The organism is Eubacterium aggregans (assembly GCF_900107815.1).
GTDB lineage: Bacteria > Bacillota > Clostridia > Eubacteriales > Eubacteriaceae > Eubacterium_O > Eubacterium_O aggregans.
Window position 1 is genome coordinate 104,180 of sequence record NZ_FNRK01000006.1, and the last position, 13,412, is coordinate 117,591.

Genomic DNA, 13,412 nt, shown 5'->3' on the forward strand with positions numbered 1-13,412 from the left:
TGATGATTCCAATGCACCCTCCAGGGTTCATTTAAGAATAGTTTACCAAAGATTCCTATGAAATTCAAATATTATCTGCATTGTCCTTCTTTAACCACCGCTAATAACGGTCTTGACACTAAAACACCCCTTCTCACGATATTTCAAGGTTTGAGAAGGGGTGTCTTTTCCTATTGATTTATTCTGTTTTTTCGGCTAAGTGCTACCGCTCCGCTTAAGGCGATCAGGAATATCCCCAGAACCACGGGGATGGCCTGCTCGGTAGCCAGAACGCCTGTTCCCGGGTTACCTGAGCGTCCCTCCGTCTCTGTAACAGAACCAGATTCCGACGTACCGCCACTGGCCACATCCCCTGGATTTTGAACCGATGGACTGGGATTAGACCCTTCCGCTGGTTTTTTTTCAAAGGATAGACTTTCGGACTTACTATCATTTTTCACCACAGCTAAAACGGTCTTTGCGTAAGTCAACGCATCCACCATTTCCAAATCGCTGGCAGCTATACTGTAGTCGGCTCCTGCCTGGCCGGTTACCGTCAGGGTTCCAATGGCTATTACACCACTAACTAAGGGCAGCTGGCCATCCCGGGTAACGGCCAAGGTGGCCTCTTCTCCACTTTCCTGGGGAAGGATTTTCACCCGGGCATCCTCGCTCTTTAGGGCAGTATCTGGGGTAAGGGCTCCGGTAAAGGTAGCATTTGTTAATTTTAACTTAAGGGAAAGGCCCTTGATGGTCGGTGCCCCCATCCCTGACAGGGCGATGTTGATCTGGCCATCCTGGTTTCCCTTAGTTACTAAAAGCTGGGGAGCCCCACCCTCCTCTGCCATAACCGGCAGGCAAAAAAGCATGATAAGCAGGGTGCTTAGGCACAAGGTACCCATATATTTCATTATTTTATTCCACTTCATATCGACTTATCCTCCGCGGTTTGTGCGCCAGTGAGTTCGATGGCGGGAATGGTCGCCGGAAGCGCTATCCCAAAGGTATCGCTGGTGAGCCGCTGTCCCTCATTGGTTTCCATATTATTGACACGGTATAACTCTGCCCTGACTGTATCCGGTAGGGCGTTCATGTCTAAATTATCCACGTCAATCCAGTAAATCCAGGTTCCTTGGCTAATTTCTCCGATATTGCCATTTTCCGGAACCGTTGCCATAAAGATACTCTCGGCCTGTCCATCCTTACCGACCACATTGTTACCCTGGGAATCCTTTAACAAGAGGGCATTAAACCCTGGATGTCCCCGGTAGCTTCCGGTGAAGATTAAAGAACCGGCTTTAATGGGCGCCTGTTCCGGATCGTAGGTGAAGTCTGATTTAAGGATTCCGATACCACTTTGTTCCAAATTTACATTATCCCCAGGAGGTCCGACAATGTCCAATTCTGCAGCACTAACACCAGCCGCTCCATTGGCAATAAGCCGGACATATCCTGCCTGATAGGTGTGGAGCTGGTTGGCTCCCTCCTGGTCTGTTTCATTGAAATAAACGATGGCTGAGGGTTCTTCCACACTGACGGTAAAGCTACCCTTCGTGGCATCCTGCCAGGTGGTCCCATCCTCACTAACCTGAATAGTATAGCTTTTAATGGTGTTTTCAGCCAGAGCACCATCAACGACCGCTGCGGTGTACTTAAACCCTACCACCGGCATTCTTTCCTGGAGATTAATGGTGATGGAAGGATTATTACTGGTCTTGGTCCCTTGGTAGACATTGGCATAATCCTCATCGTACAGGGTCTTTAACGCGGGATGGGCAATGCCTGAATCGCTACAATCCTCATCCACCAGAGTGTCCCCTTGGGAGGTCATGGTGGAATCCATGGTCCATTTTGTTTTTGCCACACTGCCATCATGCTGAAGCTTAATGGGCTCCAGGGCCAGGGCTTCGGTTTTATTCAAATAGTTGTCATAGGCAATGACTTCGTAATTCAGGACCCGGTTGTTCATCGAGGCAATGACATCCGTATAGGTATTGTTGGTTGTAAAGCCTACAGACTGGCCGTTCCTTACAATTTCATAGCCTAAAATAGCATCCTGGTTCTTGTTGACACCCAGGTTCAGGGTAATTTGCTTTGAATCCTTGCCATTTTCCACCGTATGGTTTAAGGTCGCTTTAACAGCTGTTCCTGCTGCCATGGCCGGAGCTTTCTGGATTCGTTTATGCCGAGCATCGTCATTTAAGTAGTAAATGGCCCGTTCTTCTTTAGGATACTTACTGACATAGGCAAGGGTTTCTTCGTTTGCTGTCAGTCCCCATTTTTCAAAATAAATGGTCAAATCTCGCTGGACGGCATCACTGGCCATGCGGATTAACAGATTATCCTTATCCGTCTTTTGGGTATTCCGACGGTACCCTTGGTACAGCTTAGCGTAAAAGCTATCCTTTGCATCCAGGCTATTGGGCGTATCGTCATAGGCCAGGTGCAACTGCCAGAACATTCCCAACTGGGTAAAGACATCGCTGGAGTAGCCCGTCGTGCCAGAGGTAACCTTCTGATAAATCGCTGAGTAATTCGCCCTGGCCCCTTCCTTTTCGTCAAAGGTTTTAACCAGCTGGGACAGGATATTATTGGAGGTCTCACCGTAAACCATATCCCCTTCATCCGTCACATGTCCGATTTCATGGGCAATCCCCCAGCCATAAAGCTGGCCGTCAGCCATGGTGCCATTGGACTGAGCCTTATGGGGTTGCCCCTTGACCATTCCCCCGACAGAGCCGTACTCAATGCCGATATGCTGGCCGGTGGCATACATAAAGGCACCAGTAAACATCCGGGTGTACCGCACATTAATCCGGGAGCCAGGCCATTGATCCAAGTTATCGGCAGCATCCCGGCTAAGGCCCTTGGAGGTATAGGTAATGTTCATCATCTGTTCCATGGCCAAACTGTTTTGATACAGCTGTTCAACCTGGGCATCTTCTGAGCCCGTCAGGTTTTCTACCACAGCGGTAGCCGGTACGGACAACAGCATCTGATCCATCATAATCTCCGTGGCATTATAAATACTGGAGGTCTTATCCCAGGGATACCGAACATCCTCGCCCTCATACATCGATGGGAGGGATGTCGCGTAGGCCTTTAATTCCGTAATATAAGAGCGGATTTTCGTCTTTGCCGCCGCAGCATCGGTAATGCCCGTCAAATTAAGGGTGGGGGTTTTAACCGCACCGGCTACCCGTACTTTAATTTCCTTGTCTGTGGCCGTGGCATTGGGATAGCGAATATACAAGGCCCCCCCGCGCTCGCTGTCCTCTCCCCCAATTTGGGCCAAGGTTATTTCGTTCTTTCCCTTTTTTAGCTTAACCGTCTTACTCCAGCCGGTTTTTATATCCGGGTGATACTGGGTATATACCAGCTCTGGTAAAACACTGCCCGTGGTTCCGACATAAACATTGATGGTATCGCCCGCTTTAGCCGCCAGCCCCAATGGCTGAAAATCATTGAGGGACATGGCAAAGCCTAGAGTACCATTTTTAGCGTTGGATACATTCTGGTCCACCACCACCGTATCGTCAATATTGGTTTCACTGAGAATGGATTTTGCCAGGGTCAGTTCCGACAGAATCAAATCCTTATCAGGATGGAATTCTCCACTGTCCGGATCCGGGGTGTTGGCACGCTCGATTAGGCCATCCACATAGGCCATGGTTACACTATCCTTTAACTCAACGTGGAGATCATCAACAAAAAGAGCGTCTGTTTCATTCGCCAGGCTATCGTAGGCATAGAATTTAAGCTCTGATATCCGGCATCGTGCATTGGGCGCACCCGCCCAATACAATGCGGGGTTAATCTGGATTTTTACCGGCTTAATCTTATCCTTGATCTGGATACGGTAGTATTCCTTTCCGTTAGTGGTTTTTTTACTCGAAATCGTAAAATCCTCCTGGGCCTTTAAGGTATGGGCCAAACCAGCCTCATCCCACCACCGAATGGTCATGTAGGTGTAGGTGCTAGGCTCCCCTTCCCCACGAATCAGAACGATATCGTCCATTTCATAGGCCCCATCAAAGGCAACCACTGGCCCCTGGAGGGTTCCTGCCCAACCACCAGCATTCCATCCCCCATAGTTCCAATAGGAGGTGTAGTCATTGTCCGTGATGTCGTATTGATCAAAACCATTTTCATAATCCCCTTCCTTTAAATAAGGATAGGTGATATCCGTAATATGGGCAGTAGGCTCGTCAACCCCATTGGCACAATTAATCAGCTTGTAATTGGAAGTAATGGGTGGATCGATGGATTTGGTTTCACACCGATACACCGGTGACGCCGCCCCTTCCCCGATGGCATTGTAGCCCCTCAGATAGATTTCATATTCCGTTTGGTCTTTTAAATCGGTGATCACTGTGCTCGTGGCCGTCAGTCCACCGATTTTACTGTATTCTGTCTTTCCCTTTTCCCGGTAATAGACATTATAGCCCGTTGAGTTTTTCTGCTTTTCCCAATTAACGGTAATCTGACGGTAGCCACCGCTTAAGGTGATGGCTTCCGGAGCCTCTGGAACCGATGTGGGTAAGGGCGTAGCAACGATGGGTGCACTGTAGCCGCTCTCCCAGTTCCCAGTATCCGAACGGTTGACCGATTGGACGGAAATGGTGTAGTCCACATAATTGGTCAAATCACCAATGGTCAGCGCATTGCCGTCCACCGGGGTTATCGTTGTTTCGTTTTTACCGGTTTTAGGATTGTCGAAGCTCATCTTGACCTCGTATCCCGTTACATTGGCCTGGGCATCCCAAGTAATGCTCAGGCTTTCGTTACCCGGGGTAGCCCGGACATTGGTGGGGATACTGGATACCTGTTCAACAATCTTATCCTTGGTATTATTTAAAAATTCTACTTTAGAAATTTCCACCAGGTTGCTGCTGGCTTTTGTGGTTTCTGTCACACGGATGGTGATTTTCTTAATCGCCGTTTGGCCCTTTAAATCGATGACGATGGTATTTTCTGAGGGTTCATCCGTCAAAAACAGCACTGCCGTGGATTCTTCCGTACCAAAATAGTAAATCTCGTCATTGCCTGCTTCATTGGTGACGATAACCTCGCCTTTCTTGGCTGCATGATCAATTCCCAAAGCACTGGGCTCAAGGCGAATCTGGCTGGCCTGGATGGTCTCTGCCATCACCAAGGGAATTTCGAGGGGCGTGTTGGTACTAATAGACTGACCATCCTGTCTCTGGAAACCAACCACTTCTGTGGCTGTGGTCGATGCACCAAAGAGCTGGCTAATGGCTCCATCCTTTACAGACACTGGATTTTCCGCACTGCTTTCCAGCTTTACTCCCTCAGGGTTCACCACAGGAGAGGTTTCACTGACCTGAATAGCTGTGGTATCGACGGTTTTACTTAACCCTTCCTGGAGATAGACCAAATCGATAATATCCACAGTACCATCACCGTTTAAGTCATATGCGACCTCGGTTGTGCCCAGCTTGGCCAATACGGCATCGTAATCCACATCATCAATTGCCCCGTTACCGTCCACATCCCCGGTCAGAAGGGCCTTGGCATTCACTTCCACCCGTTTGGAGGTGGTGTTGATGGCAGCAGTAGTGGTCACTGGCAGCAGTCCGGTATCGGACAGGGTGAGGGTATAGGTATCCACGGGTAAATCGTAAAAATTAACGGTGGTGTAATAAACCTGGGCATCCTGAGCCGATGGATTGTAAAGCACACTCCCTGCCATACTGCCATCACCAATGGCGTTTTTGTCAAAGAGCAGATTTTTGTACTGGATGCTCTGGCTGCCTAGGGATGCCGTCTTTTTATCCGAGGCTACATCCTTCAGGCTAATCGTTACAATCTCCCCCGCAGTGTTGGTAAGGCTTACCGCCGCGCGATCCGTCAGAGCCTTCCTGGGCTGGGGGTAGGAAATCTCCACCTCCAGGGTCCCAACGGCCTTTGCATTAACCGTATCCACAGCTTCTGCTTCCAGCAAATCAGATGCTTTCTTCTGGGAAACTTCCTGACCCGCCTCTTCATGCGTTGTTTGGGAAGTTATCACCTCCGCTAAAACAGACGTGGGTACACTCACAAACAGCAAAACCAGCGCCATTAAACAAGCCAATCCTCTTTTCATCGATTCATCCTTTCTTTCTATTTACAGATTCTGCACCGATGCTCGTAATCCATACTCATATATTCATAATAAAAAAAGCCACGCCAAAGCGCAGCCTGACGAACAGACCTACAAGAAAAACAACTCATCAACCACTGAGTTTTCCACTCTTAAGCCATGTCCTTTTTGCAACTGGCTGCCCTTACCGCACTGCGGTTTTAGACCCTTTAGCTTTGCGTCCACTGCCTTTCGACAGGTTTGCCTATTTATGTAGATTAAAACGGATTTAATTAAGTAAAATAATATCATTTAAGGGATTTGACGTCAAGTTAAATAAATTGATCATCAAGTTCCCCCACTCTTTAATATAAATTATATTATCCTATGCTATCCTATTCTAATTCAAGCAATACCTAAAATAGAAGCTAAAACAAAGGAGAACCCCATGGCAGCCTTCGATCGTATTGACTCCGGCCTTCCGGAAATGGACAAAGCTTTTGACCACATCCGTTTGGGCGATAATGTAGTGTGGCAGGTAGAGGATCTGGATCATTTTAAAATCTTTGCCCTCCCCTTTGCCAGGCAAGCCATCACCGACGGGCGCAACCTGGTGTATATTCGTTTTGCCTCCCATGGGCCGCTGTTATCTCCCCAGCCAGGCCTCAAGATTTACACCCTGCGGCTTTCCCATTATTTTGAAACCTTCACCGTGGAAATCCATAACATCATTGAGCGCGAAGGTCCTGAAACCTTTTATATTTTTGACTGTCTTTCCGAGCTCCAGGTCGCCTGGTCCACAGACCTTATGATGAGTAATTTCTTTCGCCTGACCTGCCCATTTTTATTCAAGCTGGATACAGTGGCTTACTTTCCCATCCTCAGGGGTCGGCACTCCTTTGATGCCATCGCCCGAATCCGGGAAACCACCCAGATCCTGCTGGATGTCTATGCCGACGATCATACGTGCTACGTCCATCCCCTGAAAGTCTGGCAGCGCTACTCTCCCTCTATGTTCCTCCCCCACGCCTACGATGCTGCCACCAATACCTTTACCGCCCTCACTGACGGCATCCGTATCAGCCGCTTTTACACCTTGCTGGACCACGATAGCGCATCCACCGAAACTCAGGATTTGGATAGCTGGGATCGCTTCTTTACCCTTGCCAAACTACAGTACGATAATGGGCTGCTAAACGACGCCCATCAGACCACCATCTGCCGAACCATGATGACGAGAGACCCTCAGATGCAGGCCCTCATCCTAAAGAACTTCACCCCAAAAGATTTTTTCTCAATCCGCAGCCGGATGATTGGCACCGGGATGATTGGCGGCAAGGCCTGCGGCATGCTCCTTGCACGGAAGCTCGTGGAAAAACACCTGCCCCAGTGGCGCACAAATCTGGAACCCCACGATTCCTTCTATATTGGCTCCGATGTCTTTTATTCCTATATCGTCCAAAATGACTGCTGGAATCTCCGGCTGCGCCAACGAACACCCCAAGAATATTTCTCCATCGCTGAGGACTTGGCCCATGCCCTGAGACATGGGTGTTTTGCCGAGGATATCCGGGAAAAATTTCGGAGAATGTTAGAGTACTTTGGTCAGACCCCTATCATCGTCCGATCTAGCTCTATCTTAGAAGATAGCTTTGGCAATGCCTTTGCTGGTAAGTACGAATCCGTCTTCTGTGTCAACACCGGAGATTTGGATACCCGCCTGGCGGCCTTTGAAGACGCCGTCCGCATTGTCTATGCCAGTACTATGAACCCATCGGCATTGGAATATCGTAAGCGTCGGGACCTGGACGGACAAGATGAGCAAATGGCCCTCTTAGTCCAACGGGTATCCGGCTCCTGGCTGGACAAGCTCTTCATGCCCTCTGCCGCAGGTGTCGGTTATTCCACCAGTACCTATCGCTTCTCCCCAGGGATGGATATTTCTGCTGGAATGCTGCGCCTGGTTATGGGTCTGGGCACCCGTGCCGTGGATCGAACAGAGGGGGATTATCCCAGACTTTTAAGCCTCAGCGATCCTCTGGTTCGTCTCGGCGCCACCTCTGCAGAACGCCATCGTTTTTCCCAACACCAGGTTGATGTGCTGGATACAGCGTCTGTCTCCCTAAAGTCCCTTCGCTTAGAATCCCTTTTGCCCCAATTACCGGAGGATCTGGTTAAAACCCTTCTGGAACGGGATACCGACGCCGAACGCATGTTTAGGGAACGGGGGGAATATCGTAGAGTTTATTATATCTCCTGCCAGGGTCTGGTTAAAAACACCACTTTTACCGAAATGATGTATACCATGTTAGACACCCTGGAAAAGGAGTACGACTATCCTGTCGATATCGAGTACACCATAAATGTGGGAAAGGAGGGGGACTTCGTCATCAATCTCCTCCAATGCCGTCCCCTCCAGGTTTGTGAAAGTGGCGGGGTCTGCCATATTCCCATGCTGCATCCAGAAAACACGTATTTCCACATCCAAGGCACCAGCATGGGCAGCACCCGGACCGAAGATATGGATATTTTGGTAGTCGTCGATCCCAAGGCCTACTACGATTATGAATATGCAAAGAAGCCAAAGGTTGCCCATCTCATTGGAGAAATCAACACCTATTACAAAAACCAAGGGCTTCAAATGATGCTCATCGTCCCGGGCCGCATTGGCACCTCCTCCCCAGAATTGGGCGTCCCTGTGGTCTTTGCGGATATTTCTGAGTTTTCTGTCATCTGCGAAGTCGCTTATTCCGCCGCGGGCTATCAACCGGAGCTGTCCTACGGCAGCCATATGTTCCAAGATTTGGTGGAAAGCAATATGCTGTACTGCGCCCTTTTTGAAAATGACCACACAGAAATCTTTAAGCCTGGCCTTTTATCCGACGAACCCAACCGCCTGCCTACGTTATTTCCAGAGTCTGCCCCGCTTGCAAGCATCCTATCCCTTTACACCCTCACCGGTCAAAGCTTTCGCTTATACCATAATATGGAAAAGGACGAAACGCTTTGTGGCTTTGAGGTGGAATAATAGGGTATTAATTCATAAAAAAGAGACGGCTCATCGCCGTCTCTTTCACTATTAATAAACAATAATACCCATTCCCTCTAAAATCGAGCTGATTAAAATCGCGACAATACAGATGGGGGCAATGTACTTAATCATCACCACAAACATCTTTTTCCGTTTAAAACCTGAGCCGCCATCAATTTCATCCACAATAATTTTTGTATCAATAAGATGACCAACAAAGATACAAGTCAGAATGGCCCCCACAGGCATTAGCACCGAGTTGGTAATAAAATCAAAGAAGTCAAAGAAGCCCATCCCAAGAAGGGTCACATCACTCCATAGGCCAAAGCTTAAGGAAGAAGGAATTCCCAGGAGAATCGCCATTCCCGAAATAATCAGCACTGCTTTATTTCGGCTCCATCCAAAACCATCGTGAACCGAGGCCACCACAGCCTCCAGTAAAGAAATGGAAGAGGTCAGCGCAGCAAAGAGGACCAGCACAAAGAACAGTGCCCCCATTAGAGATCCCATTCCCATACTCTCAAATACCTTAGGCAAAGTAACAAACATCAGCCCTGCCCCTTTATTCAACGCATCTGGATTTCCTCCAGAAAAGGCAAAGACTGCTGGAATCACCATAAAACCTGCTAAAAAGGCAATCCCGAAGTCAAAGAGCTCTACCTGTTTAACCGCACTTTCCATGGGATCATCCTTCTTCATATATGACCCATAGGTAATCATAATTCCCATGGCCAAGGATAAGGAGTAGAACATTTGCCCCATAGCACCTAGAACGCCCTGAAAGCTAAAATTCTGCATGTTCGGCCAGAGGTAATATTTGACCCCTTCCCAAGCTCCGGGCTGACACACTGAGTAAACCGCGATGATTACAGAAAGCACAATAAGAATCGGCATCAGGACCTTGCTGGTCTTTTCAATCCCCTCTTTTACCCCGCGCACCACGATAACTGCCGTAATCACCACAAATAGAATTTGAAGTAAAATCGGCATAATCGGCTGGGCAATATAGCTGGAAAAATAATCATCTGCCGCAGTAAGTGGACCTGCCCCCATTACAAAATCAGCCGTATACTTAATAACCCATCCACCAATGACACTATAGTAAGGAAAAATCAAAAATGCAACCAGCATTCCGATAATCCCAATAATATTCCATCCAGGCTTAAGAGCGCCATACGCCTTCGATGGGCTCAGCCGGGTGTGGCGTCCAATGGCCAGTTCTGCTGCCATAATGGTAAAACCCAGGGTTACCACAAACAAAATATAAAAAAGCAAAAAAATACCGCCGCCATATTTTGCAGCCAAATAGGGAAAACGCCAAATATTCCCCAATCCCACAGACGACCCAGCTGCCGCCATAATAAATCCGAGCTTACTCGAAAAAGAACTCCGTTTTTCCATAAAAAATAACTCCCTCAAAAATTTATCTGTAATCTGTCTTCTTACAGCAGACACCAATTTGAGAGTATAACACAACTGACCAATTTAATCCAGCAAAAATTTCTATGGGCGCTTTTAAAGCCGCATCCCGGAAATAATGGCCACCGCAATGTTGGTACCCAAATCGTCTGTTATAGCCACACGATAAGTACACATCCGACGGCCCGCCTTTTCGCAAAAGGTTTCTGCGTAGAGGACCTTTCCTTTTACCGCATTTAAAAAGCTCATGTGACTATCCACCGTAACGGTATGGGTGCTCCCTGTATTGGAGGCCACCGCAAAGGCGAAGTCCGCCAGGGTAAAAACCGCACCGCCCATAACCCCTCCATTGGCGTTGAGATGGACCGGACGGAGGGTCATCTGGCACTTCGCCCATCCCTCCTCCACCCCGATGATTTCCACCTGGGCCGCCTCCGTTGCAAAATGATCACTTCCAAACCGTTCTCGTGTCTCTTCTAAAAGTCCCATTTTATGTCTCACTTTCTTTTATGCTATCCACTTTATCACTTCCGATAACGGACAAATCAATTCGGTTCGTACACAGGCACTCCAGCTCTGCCGCATCATGGCTTACTAAAACCGTCGTGCGTCTGTCCTTTTGCCAAAGCTTTAGGAAATCCGCCATGATTTGGCGCTTTAATGCCTGGTCCAGCCCTGTAAAGGGCTCGTCCAAAAGTAGGAGATCGGCGGATTTACAGAAAGCCCTGGCCAGGGCCACCCGCTTCTTCATCCCACCGCTTAAGGTATCTGGCCGCTTATCCCCCACTTCGGATAAACCCACCATTTTAAGAATCCCCTCAATCCGGGAGTGCTCCTCAGAAGACTCCAGCACAAAGGCAATATTCTGGCGTATATCATACCATGGCAACAAACGGTTTTCCTGAAAAACATAAGCGATTCTGTTTTCCCCGGGCAGTCCTGATATTTCTCCGGAATCCGGAGTGATGAGATGGGCTAATAGCCGCAGCACCGTTGTTTTTCCAACCCCAGAGGGCCCACAAATGCCAGTAACCGTCCCCTGGGGAAAAATAGCTGAAAAATGATTCAGCACCTGGTGTCCATCATAGGCCACGTTAATGTCCTTTAATTCAATATCCATTTAAACCTCCCGTCCCCTAAGGACTAAGCGGACGCCACCTTCAATAGCAAAGCTAGCCGCCACGAGGACCAAGGTCCAGGCAAAAAGTGTCGGGGTTTCCAAATAAATTTTAGAATAGTACAGCTCCATTCCCATCGAAGGCAGGGCATTGGCCAGCACCTCGGCGGTGACCGTCGCCTTCCAGCCCATACCGATGGCATTCATCACCGCTGCCCGAAGATAAGGACGGACCGAGGGGAGATAAATCCCCCTCACCACCCGGTATATCGATACCCCAAAGACCTGGGCCATCTCCAAGAGCTTAAGATCCGTACGCCAGATCCCCTCGACAACATTGGTCCACACAATGGGAAAACACACCATAAAAGAGACTGCCAGAGGGACCCACCCAGATTTAACCCAGAGATTAATGAGGATAATCACCGAAACGATGGGGAGAGTCCGAAGAATGGTGGCCACAGGCTTCACTAAACAATACACGCCCTGCCAAAGCCCACAGATAACCCCCAAAACATAGCCCACCAGTATAGAGATGGCAATGCCACCGAAAACCCGCAGAAGAGTCCATCCCACATCACCCCAAAATTCCTGCTCCAAAAAAATGGTCCCCAGGGCCTGGAGGGTGGACATTGGACTAGGAAGAATCAAATCACTCCCCACCACCATAGATCCCCATTGCCAAAGAATCATCCAAAAAAGCACTGCCAAAGCACGAAGCCATGGCAGTGTTTTTTTCGTTTTAGTAGCTGATACTGTAAAACGTTTCATCCGGCACCTTCCCGCCGACGGATTTTGCATCATAGGAAGCTAAAGCCTCGTAATAGGTTTGCAGATCTTCCTTGGCATCCCCTGGCGCAATGAGTGTAATGGCACAATTGGGGATGGCCTTTTGTGCTAAAGCTGCGCTTTCCATAATGCCCGCATCCACCACCAATTGTCCAGCCTTTTCATCGGCGGTGTTGATGGTATCCACGGATTTCTGGTAGGCTTCCATAAATTGCTTAAACACTTTCTGATTCTTCTCAGCCCATTCCTTATTGACCACGATACAGCCCATTTCCAGCTTGCTCCCCGTGGCATCTTCCCAGGCCTTGGTCAAATCCACGGCATTTGTCAGATTGCTATTTTTTGCTAAAGTTGCCGTGGCAAAGGGCTGGGGCAGCATGGCAATGGTGGCCTCTCCACTTGCCAGCTTCGCCGCCGCTTCTGCATGCTCACCCAGCCACTGGATGGTGACATCCTGACCTGGGGTCAAGCCATTCTTGGTAAACAGATAATTTAAGACATACTCTGGTGTAGATCCCTGTCCGGTGGCCACAATGGTTTTGCCCTTCAAATCAGCAATACTCCCAATGCCTTCTCCCTTGTCCGCTAAAATGGACAGGGTCCCCAGGGTGTTGACGGCACCTAATACAATAGCGCCCTCCGTTTTATTATAGATGGTTGCAGCGGCGTTAGTGGGCACCGATGCAATCTGATAATCCCCGTTGATGACACTGGCCACCACCTGGTCCGGAGCCGTGGACACCGTGAATTCTGCGGTGACCTTATCCCCCAGGTTTACCCCTTCCACAATCATCTGTGACATACCGATACCCGTCGGGCCAGACAGTGCCGCAATCTTAACCGTCTGGGGCTCTGCCGCAGCCGAACACCCTGCAAATACCAGTGCAGCCAAAGCCAGGGTGCAAATCGCCGATATTACCTTCTTCATTGTAAAGTCTCCTTTCCTTCCAGGTCAGTTCGCCTTTCCTGTGAGGTTTTTTTCTATTATATCACAG

General features: G+C 48.9%; 8 protein-coding genes and 1 riboswitch. Of the genes, 1 reads left to right on the plus strand and 7 read right to left on the minus strand.

Features of this window, described 5'->3' with window-relative positions:
* Positions 1–170: 170 nt before the first annotated feature.
* Positions 171–908, minus strand: a complete 738-nt coding sequence (locus BLW33_RS05020; RefSeq protein WP_090305952.1) for a hypothetical protein — start codon at positions 906–908, stop codon at positions 171–173.
* Positions 905–6,085 (minus strand): fibronectin type III domain-containing protein, encoded by a 5,181-nt coding sequence (locus BLW33_RS05025; RefSeq protein ID WP_090305954.1) that lies wholly within the window; start codon positions 6,083–6,085, stop codon positions 905–907. Before BLW33_RS05025 ends, BLW33_RS05020 begins: the two co-directional genes overlap by 4 nt.
* A 163-nt stretch (positions 6,086–6,248) precedes the next feature.
* Positions 6,249–6,337, minus strand: a riboswitch (cyclic di-GMP riboswitch).
* 172 nt (positions 6,338–6,509) lie between these two features.
* Between BLW33_RS05025 and BLW33_RS05030 the strand changes: the two genes are divergently transcribed.
* Positions 6,510–9,089, plus strand: a complete 2,580-nt coding sequence (locus tag BLW33_RS05030; protein ID WP_090305957.1) for a PEP/pyruvate-binding domain-containing protein — start codon at positions 6,510–6,512, stop codon at positions 9,087–9,089.
* Positions 9,090–9,140: 51 nt separating this feature from the next.
* On the opposite strand, the gene BLW33_RS05035 is transcribed toward BLW33_RS05030, so the two are convergent.
* From BLW33_RS05035 to BLW33_RS05055, 5 genes are all read right to left on the minus strand, one after another.
* Positions 9,141–10,493, minus strand: coding sequence for a sodium-dependent transporter (locus tag BLW33_RS05035; RefSeq protein WP_090305961.1), 1,353 nt, complete (start codon positions 10,491–10,493; stop codon positions 9,141–9,143).
* Positions 10,494–10,607: 114 nt separating this feature from the next.
* Positions 10,608–11,000 carry a PaaI family thioesterase gene (locus BLW33_RS05040; protein ID WP_090305964.1) on the minus strand — a complete coding sequence of 131 codons (393 nt, stop codon included), beginning with the start codon at positions 10,998–11,000 and terminating at the stop codon, positions 10,608–10,610.
* A 1-nt stretch (position 11,001) separates the two neighbouring features.
* Positions 11,002–11,631 (minus strand): ABC transporter ATP-binding protein, encoded by a 630-nt coding sequence (locus BLW33_RS05045; protein ID WP_090305967.1) that lies wholly within the window; start codon positions 11,629–11,631, stop codon positions 11,002–11,004.
* On the minus strand, positions 11,632–12,399 hold the full coding sequence (locus tag BLW33_RS05050; protein WP_090305968.1) for an ABC transporter permease: 768 nt from the start codon (positions 12,397–12,399) through the stop codon (positions 11,632–11,634). It abuts the gene before it with no gap.
* A complete protein-coding gene (locus BLW33_RS05055; RefSeq protein ID WP_090305971.1) occupies positions 12,371–13,345 on the minus strand; it encodes an ABC transporter substrate-binding protein in 975 nt (324 codons plus the stop codon). Before BLW33_RS05055 ends, BLW33_RS05050 begins: the two co-directional genes overlap by 29 nt.
* Between the last annotated feature and the right edge of the window lie 67 nt (positions 13,346–13,412).

Excerpts from the sequence above, each read along its gene's own strand:
- BLW33_RS05020 (WP_090305952.1), bottom strand. The coding sequence starts at position 908 with ATGAAGTGGAATAAAATAATGAAATATATGGGTACCTTGTGCCTAAGC.
- BLW33_RS05025 (WP_090305954.1), bottom strand. The coding sequence starts at position 6,085 with ATGAAAAGAGGATTGGCTTGTTTAATGGCGCTGGTTTTGCTGTTTGTG.
- BLW33_RS05030 (WP_090305957.1), top strand. The coding sequence starts at position 6,510 with ATGGCAGCCTTCGATCGTATTGACTCCGGCCTTCCGGAAATGGACAAA.
- BLW33_RS05035 (WP_090305961.1), bottom strand. The coding sequence starts at position 10,493 with ATGGAAAAACGGAGTTCTTTTTCGAGTAAGCTCGGATTTATTATGGCG.
- BLW33_RS05040 (WP_090305964.1), bottom strand. The coding sequence starts at position 11,000 with ATGGGACTTTTAGAAGAGACACGAGAACGGTTTGGAAGTGATCATTTT.
- BLW33_RS05045 (WP_090305967.1), bottom strand. The coding sequence starts at position 11,631 with ATGGATATTGAATTAAAGGACATTAACGTGGCCTATGATGGACACCAG.
- BLW33_RS05050 (WP_090305968.1), bottom strand. The coding sequence starts at position 12,399 with ATGAAACGTTTTACAGTATCAGCTACTAAAACGAAAAAAACACTGCCA.
- BLW33_RS05055 (WP_090305971.1), bottom strand. The coding sequence starts at position 13,345 with ATGAAGAAGGTAATATCGGCGATTTGCACCCTGGCTTTGGCTGCACTG.